At 65.1% G+C, this 20,895-nt stretch carries 20 protein-coding genes and 1 pseudogene; 8 read left to right on the plus strand and 13 right to left on the minus strand.

The annotated features are described in order from the left end of the window. Positions 1-12: 12 nt before the first annotated feature. Entirely contained in the window at positions 13-246 is a 234-nt protein-coding gene (locus tag ACFSOZ_RS14220) for a DUF2093 domain-containing protein (protein WP_379098863.1), read from the plus strand. A gap of 58 nt (positions 247-304) precedes the next feature. On the opposite strand, the gene lpxK is transcribed toward ACFSOZ_RS14220, so the two are convergent. The 6 genes from lpxK to ACFSOZ_RS14250 all read right to left on the minus strand — a co-directional run bounded on the left by lpxK (position 305) and on the right by ACFSOZ_RS14250 (position 5,897). After that, positions 305-1,330 carry a tetraacyldisaccharide 4'-kinase gene (lpxK, locus tag ACFSOZ_RS14225; RefSeq protein ID WP_379098866.1) on the minus strand — a complete coding sequence of 342 codons (1,026 nt, stop codon included), beginning with the start codon at positions 1,328-1,330 and terminating at the stop codon, positions 305-307. 1 nt (position 1,331) lies between these two features. Then, positions 1,332-2,648 carry a lipid IV(A) 3-deoxy-D-manno-octulosonic acid transferase gene (gene waaA / locus ACFSOZ_RS14230; RefSeq protein ID WP_379098868.1) on the minus strand — a complete coding sequence of 439 codons (1,317 nt, stop codon included), beginning with the start codon at positions 2,646-2,648 and terminating at the stop codon, positions 1,332-1,334. Further along, positions 2,645-3,436 carry a lysophospholipid acyltransferase family protein gene (locus ACFSOZ_RS14235; protein ID WP_379098871.1) on the minus strand — a complete coding sequence of 264 codons (792 nt, stop codon included), beginning with the start codon at positions 3,434-3,436 and terminating at the stop codon, positions 2,645-2,647. Before ACFSOZ_RS14235 ends, waaA begins: the two co-directional genes overlap by 4 nt. A gap of 5 nt (positions 3,437-3,441) precedes the next feature. Further along, the gene (locus ACFSOZ_RS14240; protein ID WP_006204049.1) at positions 3,442-3,687 is read right to left on the minus strand and encodes a DUF4170 domain-containing protein; all 246 of its coding nucleotides are present in this window, start codon (positions 3,685-3,687) and stop codon (positions 3,442-3,444) included. A gap of 76 nt (positions 3,688-3,763) precedes the next feature. After that, positions 3,764-4,567, minus strand: coding sequence for a 3'(2'),5'-bisphosphate nucleotidase CysQ (locus ACFSOZ_RS14245; protein ID WP_379098874.1), 804 nt, complete (start codon positions 4,565-4,567; stop codon positions 3,764-3,766). Further along, complete coding sequence (locus tag ACFSOZ_RS14250; RefSeq protein WP_379098877.1) at positions 4,554-5,897, minus strand: TldD/PmbA family protein; 1,344 nt, start codon at positions 5,895-5,897, stop codon at positions 4,554-4,556. The genes ACFSOZ_RS14245 and ACFSOZ_RS14250 overlap by 14 nt, the downstream gene beginning before the upstream one ends. 168 nt (positions 5,898-6,065) lie before the next feature. Here ACFSOZ_RS14250 and ACFSOZ_RS14255 point away from each other — a divergent pair, with 168 nt between their 5' ends. Then, on the plus strand, positions 6,066-6,482 hold the full coding sequence (locus ACFSOZ_RS14255; protein ID WP_379098913.1) for a VOC family protein: 417 nt from the start codon (positions 6,066-6,068) through the stop codon (positions 6,480-6,482). Between the two features lie 34 nt (positions 6,483-6,516). Here the strand turns inward: ACFSOZ_RS14255 and ACFSOZ_RS14260 are convergent, their stop codons facing one another. Both ACFSOZ_RS14260 and ACFSOZ_RS14265 read right to left on the minus strand, forming a co-directional pair. Continuing rightward, positions 6,517-7,767 carry an NAD(P)/FAD-dependent oxidoreductase gene (locus ACFSOZ_RS14260; RefSeq protein WP_379098879.1) on the minus strand — a complete coding sequence of 417 codons (1,251 nt, stop codon included), beginning with the start codon at positions 7,765-7,767 and terminating at the stop codon, positions 6,517-6,519. 10 nt (positions 7,768-7,777) lie between these two features. Next, entirely contained in the window at positions 7,778-9,166 is a 1,389-nt protein-coding gene (locus ACFSOZ_RS14265) for an aminotransferase-like domain-containing protein (protein WP_379098882.1), read from the minus strand. A gap of 309 nt (positions 9,167-9,475) precedes the next feature. Between ACFSOZ_RS14265 and ACFSOZ_RS14270 the strand changes: the two genes are divergently transcribed. Genes ACFSOZ_RS14270 through ACFSOZ_RS14285 form a run of 4 tightly spaced genes read left to right on the plus strand, consistent with a single transcriptional unit; the run spans position 9,476 to position 13,811 of the window. Next, a complete protein-coding gene (locus tag ACFSOZ_RS14270; protein WP_379098884.1) occupies positions 9,476-10,639 on the plus strand; it encodes an ABC transporter ATP-binding protein in 1,164 nt (387 codons plus the stop codon). A gap of 6 nt (positions 10,640-10,645) precedes the next feature. Then, on the plus strand, positions 10,646-11,698 hold the full coding sequence (locus tag ACFSOZ_RS14275) for an ABC transporter substrate-binding protein (protein ID WP_379098887.1): 1,053 nt from the start codon (positions 10,646-10,648) through the stop codon (positions 11,696-11,698). A 5-nt stretch (positions 11,699-11,703) separates the two neighbouring features. Beyond that, the gene (locus ACFSOZ_RS14280; protein ID WP_379098890.1) at positions 11,704-12,981 is read left to right on the plus strand and encodes an ABC transporter permease; all 1,278 of its coding nucleotides are present in this window, start codon (positions 11,704-11,706) and stop codon (positions 12,979-12,981) included. Between the two features lie 2 nt (positions 12,982-12,983). Then, the gene (locus ACFSOZ_RS14285; protein WP_379098893.1) at positions 12,984-13,811 is read left to right on the plus strand and encodes an ABC transporter permease; all 828 of its coding nucleotides are present in this window, start codon (positions 12,984-12,986) and stop codon (positions 13,809-13,811) included. 20 nt (positions 13,812-13,831) lie between these two features. Here the strand turns inward: ACFSOZ_RS14285 and epmA are convergent, their stop codons facing one another. Continuing rightward, a complete protein-coding gene (gene epmA / locus ACFSOZ_RS14290; RefSeq protein WP_379098895.1) occupies positions 13,832-14,884 on the minus strand; it encodes an EF-P lysine aminoacylase EpmA in 1,053 nt (350 codons plus the stop codon). A 114-nt stretch (positions 14,885-14,998) separates the two neighbouring features. On the opposite strand from epmA, the gene efp reads away from it, so the two are divergent. Both efp and ACFSOZ_RS14300 read left to right on the plus strand, forming a co-directional pair. Further along, entirely contained in the window at positions 14,999-15,568 is a 570-nt protein-coding gene (gene efp, locus ACFSOZ_RS14295) for an elongation factor P (RefSeq protein WP_379098897.1), read from the plus strand. 241 nt (positions 15,569-15,809) lie between these two features. Further along, positions 15,810-16,352 (plus strand): dihydrofolate reductase family protein, encoded by a 543-nt coding sequence (locus ACFSOZ_RS14300; protein ID WP_379098900.1) that lies wholly within the window; start codon positions 15,810-15,812, stop codon positions 16,350-16,352. 69 nt (positions 16,353-16,421) lie between these two features. On the opposite strand, the gene ACFSOZ_RS14305 is transcribed toward ACFSOZ_RS14300, so the two are convergent. The 4 genes and pseudogenes from ACFSOZ_RS14305 to rsmD all read right to left on the minus strand — a co-directional run. Then, positions 16,422-17,291, minus strand: coding sequence for a patatin-like phospholipase family protein (locus ACFSOZ_RS14305; RefSeq protein ID WP_379098902.1), 870 nt, complete (start codon positions 17,289-17,291; stop codon positions 16,422-16,424). Beyond that, a complete protein-coding gene (locus ACFSOZ_RS14310) occupies positions 17,288-18,724 on the minus strand; it encodes a M16 family metallopeptidase (protein WP_379098905.1) in 1,437 nt (478 codons plus the stop codon). Before ACFSOZ_RS14310 ends, ACFSOZ_RS14305 begins: the two co-directional genes overlap by 4 nt. 115 nt (positions 18,725-18,839) lie before the next feature. Further along, positions 18,840-20,106: pseudogene (locus tag ACFSOZ_RS14315) on the minus strand (M16 family metallopeptidase). A 237-nt stretch (positions 20,107-20,343) separates the two neighbouring features. Then, the coding region (gene rsmD, locus ACFSOZ_RS14320) for a 16S rRNA (guanine(966)-N(2))-methyltransferase RsmD (RefSeq protein ID WP_379098908.1) at positions 20,344-20,895 on the minus strand (552 nt) is incomplete at its 5' end.

Consider the following 20,895-nt stretch of genomic DNA (forward strand, 5'->3'; position numbering starts at 1 on the left):
TGGCGCCACTGCATGATGAACCGTTTCGAAGGCCCTGGCGGCAAGGAAGCCCGTATCCGCTATCTCGATGGCGACTTCCAGGTTACCAGCCCGGGCGCTTTCGTGCGCTGCGCAGTGACCGGCGAAAGCATCCCGCTTGACGAGCTGAAATACTGGAGCGTCGCCAGGCAAGAGCCCTACATCAACGCCACCGCCTCGCTGCGTCGCGAGATCGAGGCGCATCCGGAGTTGCGCAGCCGGCGTTAATGTTTGCGCAAGTGGTTGTCGCAGAACGGCAACGCACTTCAGCACGACAGGCGGCAGGTCAGCCCTTCAGCTTGCGCTGGCGCCAGGCATCAAGCGTCTCGTGAATGATGCGTTCCGGCACATTGTCGAGTTCGAACACGGTGTCGATCTCCAGCACCTCGAGCCGGTCGAGAAAGTCCTGTGAGGCGCCGTGGCGCAGCCGGGCGGCATCCTTGGCGGTGGTGATGAGGCCGAGCCCTTCGGCGCGAGCCGTCGCCACCAGTTCGGCAAGCTCGTCCTCGCCATAGAAATGATGGTCCGGAAACGGCCGCGTCAACACCAGCTCGCCGCCGGCCTCGCGCACCGTATCGAAGAATTTCTCGGGATGGCCGATGCCGGCGAAGGCGAGGAAGCGCTTGCCGGCAAACCCCTGCTTGTTGCTCGGTCCGGTATGGGCCTCGAAGATCGGCCGGGCGGCGCGCGCTGCCTGGCGGACCACGGCATCGGCTGCGGTACCCTCACCCATTTTCAGCAGCCCGCTGGTGAAGACCAGCTGGTCGACGATCTTGGCCCGGAGGGGACCACCCGGAATGACGCGGCCATTGCCGATGCCGTAGCGCGCATCGACGACCACCAGCGCATAGTCGATGTGGATGCGTGCGCTCTGGAACCCGTCGTCCATGATCAGGAAATCGCAACCGTGTTTTTCCAGCAGTAACCGGGCGCCGGCGGCGCGGTTCGGTGTCACCGCCACCGGCGCGTGTTCAGCCAGGAGCAGCGGCTCGTCGCCGACATGCCTGGCGCTGTCGTGATGCGCATCGACGACATGCGGCTCGGCGAACGAGCCGCCATGACCGCGCGACAGGAAACCGGGTTTGAGCTGCATGCGTTTGGCCTGTTCGGCCAAGGCGATCGCCACCGGCGTCTTGCCGGTGCCGCCAACGGTGAAATTGCCGATACACAGAACCGGCGCCTCGATCTTCTCGCGCCGGGCGCGCCGCATGCCGCGGCCGGCGACGAGCGCATAGATGGCCGAAAGAGGCGACAGTGCCAGGACCCGCCAGTCCGGCTCTTCCCACCAGAATGGTGGTGCTTCGGAAGCCACTTTAGCGCCCGTTCGCGCCCTTCAGGCGCGACTTGACGACCAACGGCTGGATGTAGGGCTCGAGCGATTTCAATGTGCGCGCCAGCGCACCGCGCATCTCGTCGACGGTCGCGACCCCCGCCGCCATCATCTCGTGACGCGCCACTTCGTTGGTCAAAAGGAAATTGACGGCGCCGGCCAGCATGTCGCGGTCGCGCACCAGCTTGGCACCGCCGCTGTCGAGCAGGCGCTGGTAGGCCTCGCGAAAATTCTGCACATTGCGCCCAGCGAGAACCGCCGTGTCGAGCATGGCCGGCTCCAGCGGGTTCTGGCCGCCCTCCGAGGTCAGCGAGCGGCCGACAAAGGCGATTTCGGTCAGCCGGAGATAGAGCCCCATCTCGCCGATCGTATCGCCAAGCAGGATGTCGGTGTCGGCAGCGATCCTGTCGCCCTTGCTGCGTCGCGCCACCTTCAGGCCCATGCCGAAAATCTGCGCCGCCAGCGCCTCGGCGCGATCGGGATGGCGCGGAACGACGATGGTCAGAAGACCATGGTGGCGTTTGTGCAGTGTCGCATGGACTTCGGCGGCGACCACCTCTTCGCCGTCATGGGTCGAGATCGCCGCCCAGGTCGGGCGTGCGCCGATCTGCCGCCGCAGCGTCGCCAGCACCCGCTCGTCGACAGGCGGCGGCGAGGTATCGGACTTGAGGTTGCCAGACACGGTTACCGGGCGGGCGCCGAGCGAACGGAAGCGCTCGCCATCGACATCCGACTGGGCAACGACATGTGCCAGGTTCTCGAACAGCGCCTCGGCGATGTTGGCCCGCTTCTTCCACGACGTGAACGAGCGGTCGGACAGCCTGCCATTGACCAGCACCTGCGGCACGCGGCGCGCGCCAAGCTCGAGGATGGTCATCGGCCAGATTTCGGATTCGGCGATGATCGCCAGGTCCGGCTGCCAGTGGTCGAGGAATCGGCTGACCGCCGGCTTGAGGTCGAGCGGCACATATTGGTGGATGATGCGATCGCCGAGCCGCTCGTCGACGACCTGCGCCGAGGTGACCGTGCCGGTGGTCAGCACGATGTTGACGCCGTAATCGAGAATGCTTTCGACCAGCGGCACGACAGCCAAGGTCTCACCGACGCTCGCCGCATGGATCCAGATCACCGGCCCATCGGGGCGCGGACGGCCGGCGACGCCGTAGCGCTCGCGGCGGCGGCTGCGGTCTTCCTTGCCGCGCGAGGTGCGCCAGGCGACATAGGGTCCGACCAGCGGATAGGCGGCGGCACCGGCGAAACGGTATGCCGACAACATGGCTCGCGCCCAGCGACCGCTCATCGCGGGCCATCCACGAGACGGTAGGCCTCGGCGGTCGCGGCATTGAGCGCGGCCGTGACTTCTTGGCGCTTGCGCTCCATTTCGGCGTCATCGGCGCCGGCCGACACGAAGATCGGCGTGCCGATGACGATCGACGAGCGACCGAACGGCAGGTTGATGGTGGTCTTGTCCCAGCTCTTCTCCAGCACCTTGCGGCGGCTGGTGGTGATGGCGACAGGCAGCAGCGGCCGGCCCGAGAGCCGCGCCAGGAGAACGATACCAAGCCCTGCGTCTCGAGGCGTACCGTGCGGAATGTCTGCGATCATGGCAACGTTCTTGCCGGCGGCGAGCGACTTTTTGAGGGCGATAAGCGCTTTTGCCCCGCCCTTGTCGATATGCCTGGCATTTTCACGTCCGCCCGAACCGCGCACCGCCTCGATGCCGAATTTCTGCAGCATCAGCGCGTTGAGCTCGGCATCGGCGCTGCGCGAGACCATGGCGACCAGGGGCTTGCGCTTGGGGTAGTAGGCTGGCGTCAGCAGGTGCTGGCCGTGCCACAGGGCGATGATGCCGGGCTCGAATTCGGTATACGCCCCGCCCGAGAAGCGTGCCGATCCCTCGACGAGGCGATTGGTCAGGCGCACGAGCCGCACGAACTGGGCGAACAGGCTGGCTATGGCGTTCTTGACGAATCGCGACTGCGCCAGCGGTTGACGAATCTTGCGCCAGAAGGCCTTGGTCGTGCGGCTGCGCCCCCTGGCCTTGGGCGCGGCCTCGCTCGCTGGCCTTTTCGCCAGATCATGCTCCATCGAAATCAACCGACGGCCTTGCTGTCGGGGTCCAGCAGCCGGTGCAGATGAACGACGAAATAACGCATATGGGCATTGTCCACGCTGGCTTGCGCCTTGGCTTTCCACGCCGTGTGCGCGGATTGATAGTCCGGATAGATGCCGACGATGTCGAGCCCGTCGAGATCGCGGAACTCGGTGCCCCCAAGTTTCTTCAGTTCGCCGCCGAACACCAGGTGCAAAAGCTGCTTCTTTCCGTCTTCCGCGGCCATGTCGGTCCTTCACATATCGTGAGTTTGTGACAGGTCTAGACCAAAGCCGCCGACTTTGGAACCTTCGAAAACGCTTTCACGCATCCAGCCCGGCGATGACGCCGGCGAGCACGGCCAGCAGTTCACCGCTGCCGGCGGCGAGCGCGCCGTGGCGGGTGACCTCGCCGGCATAGAGCGGCGCGCGGCCATGCTGGTCGAGCAACTGGCCGCCGGCCTCGCGCAGGATGAGATCGGCGGCGGCAATGTCCCAGTCATGCGCGTTCGGCTTGACGAAAGTGGCGTCCAGCGCGCCATTGGCGATCATGGCCAGCCGATAGGCGAGCGAAGGGCTGTAGGGCGCCCGCTTCAGCCGCGCCTGCCATTCGGCTGGCATCAGGTCGGTCAACTGCTTCAGCCCGGAAATCTCGGCCGTATCCGCCAGCTTGCGCACCGCAATGCGCTTGCCGTTGCGGAAGGCGCCCTGTCCGGGCAGCGCCCAGTAGGTCTCGTCCATCGCCGGGCATTCCAGCACCCCGGCAAGCGTGCGGCCATGCTCGACGACGGCAACGCTGACGCACCAGGTGCGCTGACCTTCCAGGAAGCCGCGCGTGCCGTCGATCGGGTCGACGACGAAGGTGCGGCGTGCAGAAAGCCGAACCGGATCGTCTGCGGTTTCTTCCGACAGCCAGCCATAGTCCGGCCGCGCCGCAAGCAACGTCTGGCGCAGATAAGCGTCGGCGGCATGATCGGCCTCGCTGACCGGCGATGTGCCGCCCTTCATCCAGACTTGCGGGTTGTTGCCGAAATAGCGCATGGCGATGACCCCCGCCTCGCGGGCGGCATCGCGCAGCAGTGGCAGATCTTCGGTGGCCCCGGGAGAGATCAGCTCATGCTCCGGCAAGGGTCATGCCTTCGATCAGGAGCGTGGGGGCGGCGGTGCCGAAATTGCGGTCGAGGTCATCAGCCGGCACCATGTTGAGGAACATGGTCTTCAGGTTCGAGGCGATGGTGACCTCCGCGACGGGATAGGCCAGCGCACCATTCTCGATCCAGAAGCCGGAGGCGCCACGGCTGTATTCGCCGGTGACCATGTCGACGCCCTGGCCGAACACCTCGGTGACGTAGAAGCCGGTCTTGAGCGATTTGATCAGCTCTTCCGGCGACAGTTCGCCGGGCTCTATGGCGAGATTGGTCGAGGACGGCGAGACGGAGGAGCCGCCGCGCGCGCCGCGCCCATTGGTGACGAGACCAAGCTCGCGCGCGGCCGATGTCGACAGGAACCAGTGGTTGAGCACGCCTTTTTCAACCATCAACAGCTTCTCGCCCTCGATGCCTTCGCCGTCGAACGGGCGCGAGGCCTGGCCGCGTTGCCTGAGCGGCTCGTCGGTGACGGTGATCGCGGACGCAGCCACTTGCTTGCCCATCATGTCGCGCAGGAACGAGGTCTTGCGCGCCACCGAGGCACCGTTGATGGCGCCGGCAAGATGGCCGGCAATGCCGCGCGCAACGCGCGGGTCCAACACCACGTCGATCGGCCCCGTCGCCGCCTTGCGCGCGCCGAGGCGGCGCACCGTGCGTTCGCCGGCCTTGCGGCCGATGTCTTCGGGCGCATCGAGATCGGCAAAATGCTGGCGCGAGGAGAATTCATAGTCGCGCTCCATGCCGGTGCCCTCGCCGGCAATGACGCTGGCCGAGCGCGAGAAACGCGAGCCGACATAGTGGCCGAGGAAGCCGTGCGATGTGGCCAGCACCAGGCCGCCCAGGCCGGCACCGGCGCTAGCACCGGCCGAATTGGTCACGCCCTTGACGGCAAGTGCCGCCGCTTCCGCCGCCAGTGCTGCTTCCTTCAACTGGTCGGCTGACACTTCGGTGGCGTCGAACAGGTCGAGATCGCGCGTCTGTCTGGCGAGCAATGCCGGGTCGGCCAGCCCCTGATAGGGATCCTGCGGCGACACTTTCGCCATCGCCACGGCACGCTCGGCCAGGGTTCTCGGATCGGATGCGGCGGTTGCCGAGACGCTCGCAACCCGCCCATCGACGAAAACGCGCAGTGAGACATCCTCGTTCTCGGACGATTCGGTGCCTTCGACCTTGCCGAGCCGCACCGACACACCGGTCGAGCGGCTGCGCACGGCCACCGCGTCGGCGGCATCGGCGCCAGCCTTTTTGGCAGCTTCGACCAAAGCCGCGACGCGGTCAGTCAATTTTGCTGCATCTGATATATCGGTCATGCGCGTGATCCTGCTGGTGCGGCCAGCGTCCAGCCGCTGCCACCCATCTATTGTTCCGGTCCGGCTTGTGCAATGGCATAGGCTTCAATCAAAATGCATCGGTTCACGGTTCGCATCACGAACCGAGGCATGGCAAACCCGACCCGCAGCCCGCTCGGAGCATTTTCGATGACGCCTTTCCATCTCGCCTTCCCGGTCCGTGATCTCGATGAAACCCGAACTTTCTATGGCGAAGTGCTGGGCTGCGCGATCGGCCGTTCGTCAACGACCTGGGTCGATTTCGACCTGTTTGGCCACCAGATGTCGGCGCATCTGCGGCCACAGGCCGCGCCGGCGGCCAGTGACGGCAAGGTCGACGGTATTGTCGTGCCGATTCCGCATTTCGGCGCCGTGCTCTTGATGGACGACTGGCAACGGCTGGCGACGCGGCTGGAGGCGCGCGACGACATCGACTGGCTGGAACGGCCAATGGTCCGCTTCAAGGGCGAACCCGGCGAACAGGCGACGCTGTTCATCCGCGACCCCTCGGGCAATGCGCTGGAATTCAAGGGTTTTCGCTCACTGGAGCAGGTTTTCGCGCACTAACAGGAGCCAGAGGCGATATTCTGCTCCCGGCTGATCAGCGACCGAAACGATCTGCCGCAAAGGGTGCGAGGCGCGCCGGGTGGCCGCGTCCGCCGATCAACTCGGCGACCAGGCGCGCCGTGATCGGCGCGAGCGTCAGGCCGAGATGGCCGTGGCCGAAAGCATGGATCACTCGGGAATTGCCGGGCGAAGGACCGATGACCGGCCTGGAATCCGGCAGGGACGGTCGGAAGCCGAGCCATTCCGATGAAGATGAGCTTAGATTGGGAAAGAATTGCCTGACGCCGCGATCGAGCAGCGCCAGCCGGCGCGGATTTGGCGGCGCGGCAAGTCCGCCGAGCTCAACGGTTCCAGCGACACGCAGCCGGCCGGCCATCGGCGTCATGTAGAAACCCAGATCGACGGGACAGACAGGCCGGGTCAGCAACGGAGCGTCGGTCCGGAATTCCAAGTGATAGCCACGCTCCGTCTCAAGCGGGACGCTGTCGCCGGCCTGCGCGGCCAGTGCGCGCGACCATGCACCGGCGGCGATCACCACCATACCCGCCTTGATGCCAAAGCCGGGACCGCTGAGCCGGACAGCGCCGGTTTCGGCTTGCAGCCTGGTAATTGTCGCTTGCTTCACCGACGCACCGCGCGCGATCGCCGCACCGAGCAGCCGCTGCATCACCGTCTTCGGATCGGTGACGTTCGTCGAATCCGGGAAGTAAAGTCCACGCGTCCCGCTGGCCGGCAGGCCGGGCTCAAGTGCTGCCACCTCATCAGGCGTCAGAATCTCCTGGTGAATGCCGAACCCGGCACGCATCGCCCGGCCGCCGGCGCCGGCGGCAAAATCGCTTTCACGGCGATAGAGGTAAAGGCAGCCATTGCGGCGCATCAGGTCCTCCAGGCCGGCCTCCGTCACCATTTCCTCCCAGGCCGGCAAGGCCTCGGCCAGCAATCCGGCGAGGGCCAGTGCATTGGCGCGGGTGGCCGCCGGCAGCGATTGTTTGACAAAGCTGACCAGCCACGGCGCCAGCTGGAACAGGGCCGGCCAGCGCAGCGAAAACGGACTGTCAGGGTCGAGCAGCAGCTTCGGCAGCGTGCGCAGCACGGCCGGATTGCCGACCGGCATGCAGGCGTATTCGGCGATCGTGCCCGCATTGCCGAACGAGGCGCCGGAGCCCGGCTCATTGGGATCGATGAGCAGGACTTCGCGACCCTCGGCGGCAAGACGGAGCGCCGTTGCCAGCCCGACAACGCCTGCGCCGACCACGGCGATTTCAACCTTTTCTTCTGCTGCCACCGTTGGATTCCTAAACGAAGCCAGGCAATTGCAAATGGCCGGCTGCAAGCAGTTCGGCCATCATGGTCAGCGCGGTGCGCAGATCGTCCAGCGAGCGGGCGGCACCGACGTTGATCCGCACCCCATGCTGCACCGGTTCGCGGCCGACCGCGAAGGCATCGCCGGGAAGCACGGCCACGCCGCGCTCCAGGCAAGTGCGGGCGAAACCGGCACCCCGCCAAGGCTCGGGAAGTCGTAGCCAGGCATGGGTCGAAGTGGCGTGGCTCTGGACATCGTAGCGGCCGAGGATTTCGCTCAGCACCGCCTGGCGCCGGCGCAATTCCTGTTTCTGGGCCTCGATGATGCGGGCGGCCGTGCCTTCTTCGATCAGCCGCGTGCCGATGAGCGCCGTCAACGGACTGATGCTCCAGCAATTGATGCGCAAAGCCGCCGCGACCTGGCCGGCTATGGTGCGTGGCGCGATGACGAAGCCGAGCCGCAGACCCGGCGCCAGGCATTTCGACAAGGCGCCGATATGGACAGTCAGTTCGGGCTCGATGCTGGCCAGCGATGGTGGCGGATTGTCAGCCAGCGGGCGATAGACGTCATCCTCGATGATCAGGACGTTGTGGCGCCGGGCGACGGCGACCAGTTCGTGCCGGCGCTGTTCGCTGAGCGTGATGGTCGTTGGATTGTGCAGGGTCGGCACCAGGAACACCGCGCGGGGACGAAGCTGAGCGCAGGCGGCTTCGAATGCGTCGGGCCGCATGCCGCCGCGGTCCATGCTGACACCCCTGAGATCCAGCCCATGCACGCGGCACAGCGCGTTGATGCCCTGATAGGTCACGTCGTCGGCGAGCACGACCTCGCCCTGCCTGGTCACCGCGCCGAGCACGCAGTCCAGCCCGTGCTGGGCGCCGGCCGCCAGCACCACCCGGCCGGGATCGCCGTCGCCGGCCACCGGCCGCATCCATTCGGCGATCGCGGCCCTCGCCCATAGCGGTCCCTCGGCCGGATGATAGTCCTGCAGCGTCGGGTAATAGCGGTCCTTGGACAGGCGCGGCAGAAGCAGCGCCAGCGCGTCGAGATAGGCGGAGGTTGCCGGCCGGTTGACGGAAAGGTCTATGACGCCGGTGTCGTCGCTCGGCGCCGAGACGAATCCCGGCCTCTCGCCGGTGTCGCGGGCAGCAACCGTGGTGCCGCGTCCGGGCCGCGCTTCGAGCAGGCCGCGCTGCTGCAGCGTCGACAGGGCGCGCGTCACCGTGGTGACGTTGATGCCGAGCGCGCGCGCGATCTCGCGCTGCGGCGGCAGCCGGTCACCGACGGCGAGCGTGCCAGCCGCGATGCGTTCGGCAATCGCATCGGCAAGGCGGCGATAGACCGGACCTTCATCCGAGGCGAGCTTGAGGTCTTGAAGCATGCGGCTTTCGGTGGGTTGATACGATCTAGCTACGGCGCATCTAGCATAAGACAATGCTCCGGACAATAGCGCTTGTCTGGCCTGTATTTCGAAGTATGGCTGCTTAAAACTCACACAATCGCGCAAAAAGCCGCTTGACGGGCAAACTTGTCTGCATCTATGGTCGATTAGACATAGATTGTGTGAGCATACAAGTTGGATAGCTGCCCCTTGAGCGGCCAGCGTCATGCGAGACCAGGACATGCACGGCAAACAACAGCTCGTTTCGACTCGTGGCCCCTGTAGCCGCACAAAAGAAGCCGGCCGGTGATGGCCAAAGCGGCAGCCTTGTCGGTCGAACGCGCGGGGCCCGGCGCCGATGCCGGCCGCCTGGGATTCGTCGAGTTCGTCGATGTCGAGAAATCCTATGACGGTCGTGCCTTCGCGGTGACGCGGCTGAACCTCAGTGTCGCACGCGGTGAGTTCCTCACCCTTCTCGGTCCCTCCGGCTCAGGCAAGACGACGACGCTCAACATGCTTGCCGGTTTCGAGCGGCCGACCAACGGCGTCATCACGCTCGAAGGCCGCTCGGTCGACCGGCTGCCGCCCTATGAGCGCAACATCGGCATGGTGTTCCAGAACTACGCGTTGTTTCCGCACATGAGCGTGGAAGACAACGTCGCCTTCCCGCTCTCCGTGCGCAAGATCGGCAAGGCCGACATCGTTGCCCGCGTCAGCCGCGCGCTGGACATGGTGCGGCTCAAGCAGTTCGGTGACCGGCGGCCGGCTCAGCTTTCCGGCGGCCAGCAGCAGCGCGTGGCGCTGGCCCGGGCGCTGGTATTCGAGCCTAGCCTGGTGCTGATGGACGAGCCGCTGGGCGCACTCGACAAGAAGCTGCGCGAGCACATGCAGCTCGAGATCAAGCAGCTGCACACGATGCTCGGCGTCACCATCGTCTATGTCACGCACGACCAGAGCGAGGCGCTGACGATGTCGGACCGTGTCGCCGTCTTCAACAATGGCGGCATCGCCCAACTCGGCTCACCCGACGATCTCTACAACACACCGCAGAGCTCGTTCGTGGCGAGTTTCATCGGCGAGAACAACACGCTGGCGGGCAAGGTCGAGCGGGTGATCGGCAAGGAATGCCGCATCGAGCTGGATGGCGGCGGCGCGATCACCGCGCAAGCCATCGGCGTCGCGGACGGTGCTGCCTGCCATGTCGCCATCCGCCCCGAGCGGCTCAGCCTCGCGGCCGGCGGACACGCAGAAAACAGACTGGCGGCGACGGTCGATGGCCGCATCTATCTCGGCGACCACCAACGGCTGCTGGCCAGGCTCGAAAATGGACAGGTGCTGACCGTCAAGGTCGGCCCGGAAGCGACCAGTGCGAATGGGGAGCTGGTGATGGTTTCCTGTGCGCTCGGTGATTGCCGCGCCTTTCCGGCCGATGCCGGAACGGGCGGATGGAAATCAAAAACAACAGGGGAGTAAGATCAGATGAAAATCACAAAGACCCGACTGCTCGCGCTCGCTGCGGCAACCGCCTGGATGGCGATAGGACATGCCGCTGTCGCCGACGAGCTGTCGATCATGGCCAGCGGTGGCGCCTGGCAGGACGCGCAACGCAAGGCATGGTTCGAGCCTTTCAGCAAGGAAACCGGAACCAAGATCGTCGAACAGGAATATCTCGGCGATCTCGGCAAGGTCAAAGCCATGGTCGACACCGGCAACGTGCCGATCGACCTGGTGACGGTGGAGACCGCGACCGTGCTGCAGGGCTGCGACGCAGGCATTCTCGAGCGTCTCGACTATTCCAAGATCGCGCCGCGCGAAAAGTTCCTCGAAGGGTCGGCACTCGACTGCGGTGTCGGCCTCGACGCCTATGGCGATATCCTGGCTTACGATCCGACCGTGCTGAAGGAAGCCCCGACCTCGGTGCTCGATCTGTTCGACACGAAGAAGTTTCCGGGCAAGCGCGCCATGCGCAAATTCCCGGCGCAGAATCTCGAATGGGCGCTGATGGCCGATGGCGTCGCGCCCGCCGATGTCTACAAGGTGCTGGGAACGCCGGAAGGCGTCGACCGCGCCTTCAAGAAGCTCGACACGATCAAGAAGGACATCGTCTGGTGGGATGCAGGTGCGCAGCCGGCACAGCTTCTCGCCTCGCAGGAAGTGGTGATGACGACGGCCTGGAACGGCCGCATCCAGAACGCCATCGATACCGACAAGAAGCCGTTCAAGATCGTCTGGAACAACCAGATCCTCGAATACGACATGATCGCCATTCCCAAGGGCGCCAAGAACCCGGACCTCGCCTACAAATATCTGGCCTTTATCAGCCAGCCTGAAAACAATGCCAAGCTCGCCAGCTACATCACCTATGGGCCGGTGCGGACCGATGCGGCGTCCTTCGTCGCGGCCGATGCGTTGCCGAAATTGCCGAACGCGCCTGACCATCTGGCCGGCGCCTACCTCGTCGCCGACACCGAGTTCTGGGGCGACTATGGCGAGGATCTGGTCAAGCGCTTCAACGCCTGGCTGGCGCAGTAAGCAAAATGTCGGCTCTGGAGCCAACGCATCTCGACCAGTCGCGGGCAGTCCGCGACCGGTCAGCCACCGGTCCGGCCAAGTCGGTGGCGGCAGCACTGCGGCGCGCCGAATTCGGCGACCGGCTTCGCGCGCTGGCGCTGGCCGCACCGCTGCTGGTGCTGCTGGCGCTGAGCTTCGGCATCCCGATCGTGCTTTTGCTGTCGCGCGCCGTCTACGATCCGACGATCGCCAATGCCTTGCCGCAGACCGCCCAGGCGCTCAGCGGTTGGAACGGCCAGGGCCTGCCCGACGACGACGCCTTCGTGGCGCTCGCGGCGGACCTCAGGAGCAGCCAGGCCAAGGGCACTGCGTACGAACTTGCCAAGAGCCTGAACGCACGTTTGCCAGGCGCGCGCAGCCAGGTGCTGAAGACAGTGCGCCAATTGGAAGGCGCAGGCGACAAGCCGCCGCTCGACGTGATGAAATCCGTGCCGTTCTGGTCGCAGCCCGGCACCTGGCCAGCCATTGCCAACGGCACCCACAGCGTCACCTCGTTCTATCTCATGAGCGCGCTTGACCTGCGCTGGAACAATGATGGTGGCATCGAACGCGTACCGCCCGAACAGGCGATCTTCCTGCAGGTGTTCCTGCGGACGTTCTTCGTCGCCGCCGCAGTGACGCTGGCGACGCTGATCCTGGGCTTTCCGCTGGCCTATCTCATCGCCAGCGTGCCGAAAGGCCTTGCCGCCATCCTCATCGTCGCCGTGCTGCTGCCATTCTGGACATCGATCCTGGTGCGGACAGCCGCCTGGACGGTGTTGTTGCAGAAATTCGGCCTGGTCAACGACCTGCTGCTGTGGCTGGGCGTCGCCGAGGTCCGGCTCGACCTGATGTACAGCCGCATCGGCCTGATCATCGCCATGACCCACATCCAGCTGCCGTTCACGCTGCTGCCGATCTACAGCGTCATGCGCACGATCCGGCCGTCGCAGATGAAGGCTGCCTATTCGCTCGGCGCAAGACCCCTCACCGCGTTCAGCCGCGTCTACCTGCCGCAGGTTTTTCCAGGCGTCATGGCCGGCTGCCTGCTGACCTTCATCCTGTGCCTCGGCTACTACATAACGCCGGCGTTGATCGGCGGCGCCAGCGACCAACTGATCAGCAATTTCATCGCCAACTACGTCAATGTCGAGCTGAACTGGGAAATGGCGGCGGCGCTGAGCTTCATCCTGCTCGTCTTCACGCTGGCACTGTTCGGCATCTTCGCCCGCATCCTCGGCCTCGACCGCCTCAAGCTGGTGTAGCCATGCTCCTGTCTCCCTACCCAACGCTTGGAGAACGCATCCGCATCGGGCTGCTGTGGTTCTGGTGCGGCCTCGTCATCCTGTTCCTGGTGGTGCCGATCCTGATCCCGGTACCGTTGTCGTTCAACAGCGGCACCTTCTTCATCTTTCCGCTGGAGGGGATTTCGACGCGCTGGTACGAGGTGGTGCTCGGCACCCAGCGCTGGCAGGCGGCAATCGGCAACAGCCTGATCGTCGCTTTCGGCACGACGCTGATCGCAACCGTGCTGGGCACGCTCACCGCAATCGCGCTGTCCGACGAAAAATTTCCCGGACGCCGCATCGTCATGCCGCTGCTCTTGTCGCCGCTGATCGTGCCGGTGGTGATCACCGCCGTCGGCTCGTACCTGTTCTACGCCCGCATTGGTCTTGCCAGCACCTATGCCGGCATCATCCTGGCGCATACCGCGCTTGCCAGCCCCTTCGTCGTCGTCACCGTGGGGGCGAGCCTGACCGGCTTCGACCGCAATCTGATGCGCGCCGCCGCCATCTCCGGGGCGAAACCGGTGACCTCGTTCTTCAGGGTGATGCTGCCGCTGATCCTGCCCGGCGTGCTTTCGGGTGCTGCGTTTGCCTTCGTCACCTCCTTCGACGAGGTGGTGGTGGTGCAGTTCCTGGCCAGCGCCAACCAGCGCACCATGCCGCTCGAAATGTTCATCGGGCTCCGCGAAAAGCTTTCCCCGGCGATCACCGCCGCGGCGACGCTGATGATGGGCCTTTCTATCGTGCTGCTGGTCGTCGCCAACCTTCTGTCGCGGCGCAGCCAGCGGCGACCGGTTGCAAGCGCTTAGTCCTGGTCCGCGGCCTCCCCTCAGGCGACAGGCGTCCAGATGACGTCCTCGATTTTCTGCGCGCCGGTCGCCAGCATCACGAGGCGGTCGAAGCCGAGCGCGATGCCGCTGGCTTGTGGCATGATGGCAAGGGCGGCGAGAAAATCCTCGTCGAGCGGATAGCGCTCGCCATAGATGCGCTCTTTCTCGTCCATCTCGATGACGAAACGCCGGCGTTGCTCATCGGCATCGGTCAGTTCGCCGAAGCCGTTGGCGAGCTCGACGCCACAGCAGTAGAGCTCGAAGCGCTCGGCGACGCGCGCATCCCTGGGGCTCGGCCGCGCCAATGCCGCCTCGGCGACCGGATATTCGCACAGGATGGTCGCCTGCCCCTGCCCGAGGAAAGGCTCGACCTTTTCCACCATCACCCGGCTGAACAGATCAGCCCAGCTGTCATCGGGCGCGGTGCGTAGGCCGGCCCGAACCAGGGCGGCGTAGAGCGCGTCGCGGTCGGTGCCGCCGTCGGCGGTGACCGTGGCCAGCAGATCGATGCCGGCATGGCGGGTGAAGGCATCCGCCACCGTCAGCCGTTCCGGCTCGGCAAACGGATCGCAGTCGCGCCCCCGGAAGGAAAAGCGCTTGGTTCCTGCCCTTGTCGCGGCCAGCGTCAGAAGCGCGGCGCAATCCTGCATCAGGCTCTCATAGGCCTCGCCCACCCGGTACCATTCGAGCATGGTGAATTCAGGATGGTGCAAGGGGCCGCGCTCGCGGTTGCGGTAGACCGGCCTGAGGCTGAAAATGCGCTGCTCTCCGGCGGCAAGCAGCTTCTTGCAGGCGAATTCCGGCGAGGTGTGGAGATAAAGCGGCGAGCGCTCGCCGTCCGCCCCGACCACTTCCGTGGCGAAAGCCGCCAGATGCGCCTCGTTGCCGGGCGAGACCTGCAGAGCCGCGGTTTCCACCTCGACGAAATCGCGCTGGGCGAACCAGTCGCGCAGGCCGGCCGCGATGGCGTTGCGCAGCATCAGCCGCGGCCGGCGGTCGGCATGGACATGCGGCGTCCACCAGGGCGAGGCATCGGGCGACGTATCGTTCATGAGGCTCAGATCATATGGAATGGGGGCTGGCGGTTGCGGCCAAGATGCGCTAGTCCGCAGCGGACGGCTGCTGAAGCCGATTTGTACCAATCAACCATTTCAGGATTGTAAGCCGTGGTGAAAGTCATCGCCAGTTCGCTCCGTAAAGGCAATGTCGTCGACAAGGACGGCAAGCTTTATGTGATCCTCTTTGCCGAAAACATCCACCCGGGCAAGGGCACGCCAGTCACCCAATTGGACATGCGCCGCATCGGTGACGGGGTGAAGGTATCGGAACGCTACCGCACCACCGAGCAGGTGGAGCGCGCCTATGTGGAGGAGCGCGAGCACACGTTCCTCTATCGCGACGGCGAAGGTTTTCACTTCATGAACCCGGAAAGCTACGACCAGGTGGCGGTGTCGGAAGCCGTGGTTGGCGACATGGCGCCTTACCTGCTGGAAGGCATGGCCGTGCAGGTGTCGCAGTTCAATGGCATTGCCATTTCGCTGGTGATGCCGCAGCGCGCTACCTTCGAAGTGGTGGAAACCGAGCCGACGACCAAGGGACAGACGGCCTCGTCATCCTACAAGCCGGCCGTGCTTTCCAACGGCGTGCGCACGCTGGTGCCGCCGCACATCGCCCCCGGCACTCGCGTGGTGGTGATGACGGCGGATGGGGCTTATGTGGAGCGGGCGAAGGACTGAGACGAGCGCCTTCGCTCACAAGTCCCTTGTGTTCAGGAACCGGCGTTGGCGCGCTGGTGAAGCGTAGATTCCGCATCATTGCCTAAGGCATTTCGCACGGGATTTGGTCCGGGCCGGTGGTACCGGTCTTTCGCAAGCTCGTGCTGAAAGCCCACTCCTCAACAAAACGCCGCGATATTTTCACGAAGCATGTCGCAGAAGGCCCGCACGGTTCGTCCTCTGACGGAAGAAGGAGCGCGCCATGCGAAAACTTATCGTCACCGAGTTCATCAGCATCGATGGCATTGCCGAGGTGGAGAAGCTGCCCAGCGTGACCTGGAACGACGAGATGAACAGGTTCAAGGAGGACGAGCTTGCCGACAGCGGCGCCATGCTTTTGGGACGCACGACCTATGAGATCTTTGCTGGCTCATGGCCCAAGGAAACCGGAGATTTTGCCGACCGGTTCAACGCGCTGCCGAAATATGTTGCCTCGACCAGCCTGAAGGCGCTCGACTGGAAGCCGGCTGAATTGCTGAAGGGGCCCCTGCCGGAAGTGGTGAGGACGCTGAAGCAAGGCAGCGGCGGCAACATCTATGTGCATGGCAGCCTCAGCGTCGCGCAGCAGTTGCTGCGCCACGGCCTGGTCGACCGCATTAGGCTTCTCAGCTACCCCGGCACCGTCGGCCAGGGCAAGCCGCTATTCCCCGTCGATGAACAAGTAGCGCTCGAGCTGATTTCGGTCACGCCATTCAGCAACGGTGTTGTGGCGCTGGAGTATGCGCCGGTGACGGCGAAGTCGTAATTGACTTCCATGCTTGTATGACAACAGCACTCGACCCTGGACGATCAATTGCCGACGTCGCGCCGCCCCTCACCCTGCCTTCTTCCCTCGCCGCCCCTTGACGGCAGCGCCATTTCTAGCCTCCAGCACCCGCTCCACCTGCCGTTTCAGCTCGTCCTTGATGTCGGCCGTCTCGTTCATCAGCGCGTCGATCTTTAGGAAATCGAGCACGCGGTATTTCGACACTGCCGGGCGGACCAGGATGTCGGGGCGGCACTGCTTCAGCTTGTTGGCGATGATCGACTGCATCATCAGTTGCGTGGCGCCGAACATCAGGTCGACGGAGGTCGGCTGCTTGCGATCGGCCTCTTCCGGCGCGCCGACCACGTCGACGCCGATGATGATGTCGGCATCGTTTTCGATCAGGTCGAACGGCACCGGGTTGTAGATGCCGCCGTCGATCAGCAGCCTTCCGTCGCGCGTCACCGGGCGGAACACGGCGGGAATGGCGGCTGAAGCGGCCAGCGCCGAGTGCAGGTCGCCGTCGTCGAAGACGGCCAGCTTGTGGCCGAAATAGTCCGTCGCGGTCACCTTGAGCGGGATCTTGAGCTCGGCGAAGGTTTCGGGAATGGCCTCGGGCAAGAAAGCCTTCAGGATGCGCTCGACGTTGAACTGGCTGACGCGGATGCCGCCCTGCATGGCTTCGGCGATCGTGCCCGGCCGCGCCCGCCACATGCGGCTCGCCACTTCGGCGCGGCGGCCGAGGATCGAGCGGGCGTAGTTGTGGATGTCCTTGCCGGTCATGCCAGCGGCCATGCCGGCACCCATGATGGCGCCGATCGACGAACCGGCTATGGCCACCGGCCGGATGCCCAGTTCGTCCAGCGCCTCGATGACATGGATATGCGCCAGCCCGCGCGCGCCGCCGCCGCCGAAGGCGATGCCGAAGGTCGGGCTCATCCCTTGCCGGCCCCGGCCAGTTTCGGGCCGATGACCATGATGGTCGGCTCAGTCGATAGCAGCTTTTTCGCCGCCGCCTTGACCTGATCGAGCGTCACCGCGTTGATGTAGCCGGCGCGGCGCTGCATGTAGTCGATGCCGAGATCGTCGAGCTGCAGCTCGACCAGCGTCGCGGCAATGGAACTCGAAGAGTCCAGATTGTTGATGGCATAAGCGCCGACCAGGTATTTCTTGGTCGCCGCCAGCTCTGCTGCGGTCGGGCCCTCCTCGGCCAGTTGCCTGACCACGTCGCGGACGATCCCCAGCGTCTCGGCCGCCCGGTCCGACCGGGTCCCGGTGCTGACGATCAGCGCATCGGCGTGGTCCTGGTTGACCAGCGAGGAGTTGACGCTGTAGGCCAGCCCGCGCTTTTCACGCACCTCCTGGAACAGGCGCGAGGTGAAGGTGCCGCCGCCAAGGATCTCGTTCATCAGCACGGCGGCAAAGAAATCCGGCGCCTTGCGCTTTACGCCGGGATAAGCCAGCTGCAGCGAGGTCTGCGGCAGGTCGTAATCGACCTCGACATGCTGCGCCAGCTTCGGGTCGATATCGGCCACCGGCTTCAGCGCCTGGTTTTGCGGCAGGTCGCCGAACACCATGTCGAGCTTCTTCTTCAGGGTCTCGGGGTCGATAGCACCGACTACGGCGACATGGATGCCACCGCGCGCGAACACCGCCTTGTGCAAGGCTTTCAGATCATCCGGCGTGATGGTGGCGATGCTCTGCTTGGTGCCCTGGTCGGAGCGGGAATAGGGATGATCGCCATAGAGTGCGCGCGCCCATTTGTTCTGCGCGACCGTATCGGGATCGTTCTCGCCGGCGATGATGCCGGACAGGATCTGGGCGCGGATGCGCTCGATCGGCAGTTGGTCGAAGCGCGGCTCGTTGACCGCCAGCCGCAACAGGTCGAACGCCTCGTCGCGCTGCTCGGCCAGCATGCGCATCGAACCGTAGATGCCGTCACGGCTCTCGTCGAAGCTCATCTCGGCGCCGGCATCGTCGAGCCTGATCTGGAAGGCTTCGCTGTCGAGCGGGCCGGCGCCTTCGTCGAACAGGCCGGTCATCAGATTGGCCAGGCCCTCCTTGCCGGCCGGATCCTGCGTCGAGCCGCCGCCGAAGACGAAGCGGATGGCGACGACCGGCACGGAATAATCCTCGACCAGCCAGGCGGTGATCCCTTTTGGCGAGGTGACGGACTGGATGTCCATGGCGCGCGCGGTGAGTGCCGGCAGAATCAGGAAGAGGATGGAGAGGAGGAGCGTTGCCAATGCGGCGGCGGCGCGCCGGACTTTCCCTTCCCCCCTTGTGGGAGAAGGTGAATCGGCGCGCAGCGCCGAGACGTTTGAGGGGTGCTGGACGGAGTGCGTTCGGCTCCAAGTTGGAGCACCCCTCATCCGACCGAGCTTCGCTCGGCCACTGCCTTGGGGCGAGCCACTGGTCTCGCCCCGTCCTTCGGACCCCACAAGGGGAGAAGGGAAGGCGGTGTGGCGGTGCAGGTTCGTCATCAAATCAATTCCCCGCCTGTTGCTGCGGCAGCAGATAGCCGGTCGTCGATCGGGCGGGCACCAGATAGCGCGCGGCGACGGCCTTGACCTCGTCGGCGGTGACCTTGCGGATGCGATCCGGCCATTGCTGGACGTCCTGGACGTTGCCGCCGGTGGCCAGCGTCGAGCCGTAGATGTTGGCCATGGAATCCTGCTTGTCGCGGGCAAAGATCATCGAGCGCACATAGCGGTCCTTGGCCTTTTCCAGTTCCTCTGACGTGACGCCGTCCCTAACGATGCGCGCCACCTCGGCATCGACCGCCGCTTCGACGTCGGCGAGCTTGGCGTCGCCGCGCGGTGCGCCATAGACGGTGAAATTGGTGTCGTCGAGCATGGTGCCCTGGAAATAGGCGCCGGCGTTGGACGCGATGCCTTGCTGGACGACGAGTGCCTGGTAGAGCCTGCTGCGGTTGCCGCCGCCGAGGATCTCCGCCAGCAGGTCGAGCGCTTCGGCCTCGCCCGGCTTGCCCGAATGATAGGACGGCACCACCCATTGCGTGGAAAAGCTCGGCACACTGACGCGGGCGTCAGAAAGCGTGACCGTGCGTTTGGTGTTCTGCTCAGGCTCGACCGGGCGGATGCGCGGCGGCAAATCGGGGCCGCGCGCCACCTTGCCAAAGGTCTTCTCGGCCAGCGCCCGCACCGCATCCGGTTCGACATCGCCGGCCACGATCAGCACGGCGTTGTTGGGCCGGTAGTAATTGTCATAGAAGGCGGTGGCGTCAGTGCGGTTCAGCTGTTCCATCTCCTGCATCCAGCCGATGACCGGAATGCGATAGGGCTGGTTCTGCCATAGCGTCGCATCGACTTCCTCGTCCAGCACCGCCTCGGGATTGTTGTCGATGCGCGAGCGGCGCTCCTCGAGGATGACGTCGCGCTCGGTCTTGATGACATCGTCGGTGAGGATGAGGTTGCGCATGCGGTCGGCCTCGAAGCTCATCATCAACTCGAGCGCCGACGGCGCCACCGTCTCGTGGAAAGCGGTGTAGTCGTAGGAGGTGAAGGCGTTGTTGGAGCCGCCGATGTCGGAGATGGCGCGGTCCGAACTCGCCGGCGGCATGGTGGGTCGTCGCCTTGAACATCAGATGCTCGAAGAAATGGGCGATGCCGGATTTGCCAGGCGGTTCGTCGGCGCTGCCGATCTTGTACCAGACCATGTGGGTGACGATCGGCGCCCGGTGGTCGGGGATAACGACGACCTCCATGCCGTTGTCGAGCAGGAAATCCGTCACCTTGAACGGCGTCGTGTTGGGTGACACGGAGCTGTCGGCCAGCACCGGGCCGGTCATGGTGAAAGCCAGCGACGTCGCCAGCAGCGTTCCACGCAGCCATTCAACTCTAGATGTCATCAATGGCTCCGATTTCCTGGCAGGACGATAGGCAAGGTGCTGGCGACAAGCAAAGTGAATTGTTCGTCATGTTGCCGGCAAAGGCGGCGGCAAAGAGGCCGGCCATGGATGCAGGGCGTATCAGGCGGCCTCGATGAAGCGGATGACGGTCTCGCCATAGTTGCGCTCGTCCAGCACGGAAAAGCCGGGACCTGGCTCGAAGGGCGCCACTGCCGCCTCCTCGACCACGCACAGCGCGCCGGGGCGCAGCCAGCCGCCGGCCCTGGCCGACTGCAGGGCGCGCTCGCCTAGGCCCTTGCCGTAGGGCGGATCGGCGAAGACAAGGCCGAACGGCGCCAGCGTGCCGGCTTCGCCAAGACCCGTGGCGTCGCGGCGAAAGATCTTGGTGCGGCCGGTCAGGCCGAACGCCTCGACATTGTCGCGGATCAGGCCACGTCCTTCGGCCGAATCCTCGATGAAGACACCGTAGGAGGCACCGCGCGACAGCGCTTCGAGGCCGAGAGCGCCGGTGCCGGCGAACAGGTCGAGCACGCGGGCGCCGTCCAGTTGCTCCGCGAAGCGATGCGCCAGCACGTTGAAGACGGCCTCGCGGGTGCGATCGGTCGTCGGACGGATGGCGCTGCTGCGGGGCGTCGCCAGGGGACGCCCGCGAAACTCGCCGCCGACAATCCT

It is taken from the genome of Mesorhizobium newzealandense (assembly GCF_042682145.1).
Classification (GTDB): Bacteria; Pseudomonadota; Alphaproteobacteria; order Rhizobiales; family Rhizobiaceae; genus Mesorhizobium; species Mesorhizobium newzealandense.

Excerpts from the sequence above, each read along its gene's own strand:
- ACFSOZ_RS14220 (WP_379098863.1), top strand. The coding sequence starts at position 13 with ATGATGAACCGTTTCGAAGGCCCTGGCGGCAAGGAAGCCCGTATCCGC.
- waaA (WP_379098868.1), bottom strand. The coding sequence starts at position 2,648 with ATGAGCGGTCGCTGGGCGCGAGCCATGTTGTCGGCATACCGTTTCGCC.
- ACFSOZ_RS14235 (WP_379098871.1), bottom strand. The coding sequence starts at position 3,436 with ATGGAGCATGATCTGGCGAAAAGGCCAGCGAGCGAGGCCGCGCCCAAG.
- ACFSOZ_RS14240 (WP_006204049.1), bottom strand. The coding sequence starts at position 3,687 with ATGGCCGCGGAAGACGGAAAGAAGCAGCTTTTGCACCTGGTGTTCGGC.
- ACFSOZ_RS14250 (WP_379098877.1), bottom strand. The coding sequence starts at position 5,897 with ATGACCGATATATCAGATGCAGCAAAATTGACTGACCGCGTCGCGGCT.
- ACFSOZ_RS14255 (WP_379098913.1), top strand. The coding sequence starts at position 6,066 with ATGACGCCTTTCCATCTCGCCTTCCCGGTCCGTGATCTCGATGAAACC.
- ACFSOZ_RS14265 (WP_379098882.1), bottom strand. The coding sequence starts at position 9,166 with ATGCTTCAAGACCTCAAGCTCGCCTCGGATGAAGGTCCGGTCTATCGC.
- ACFSOZ_RS14270 (WP_379098884.1), top strand. The coding sequence starts at position 9,476 with ATGGCCAAAGCGGCAGCCTTGTCGGTCGAACGCGCGGGGCCCGGCGCC.
- ACFSOZ_RS14275 (WP_379098887.1), top strand. The coding sequence starts at position 10,646 with ATGAAAATCACAAAGACCCGACTGCTCGCGCTCGCTGCGGCAACCGCC.
- ACFSOZ_RS14280 (WP_379098890.1), top strand. The coding sequence starts at position 11,704 with ATGTCGGCTCTGGAGCCAACGCATCTCGACCAGTCGCGGGCAGTCCGC.
- ACFSOZ_RS14285 (WP_379098893.1), top strand. The coding sequence starts at position 12,984 with ATGCTCCTGTCTCCCTACCCAACGCTTGGAGAACGCATCCGCATCGGG.
- epmA (WP_379098895.1), bottom strand. The coding sequence starts at position 14,884 with ATGAACGATACGTCGCCCGATGCCTCGCCCTGGTGGACGCCGCATGTC.
- ACFSOZ_RS14300 (WP_379098900.1), top strand. The coding sequence starts at position 15,810 with ATGCGAAAACTTATCGTCACCGAGTTCATCAGCATCGATGGCATTGCC.
- ACFSOZ_RS14305 (WP_379098902.1), bottom strand. The coding sequence starts at position 17,291 with ATGAGCCCGACCTTCGGCATCGCCTTCGGCGGCGGCGGCGCGCGCGGG.
- ACFSOZ_RS14310 (WP_379098905.1), bottom strand. The coding sequence starts at position 18,724 with ATGAGGGGTGCTCCAACTTGGAGCCGAACGCACTCCGTCCAGCACCCC.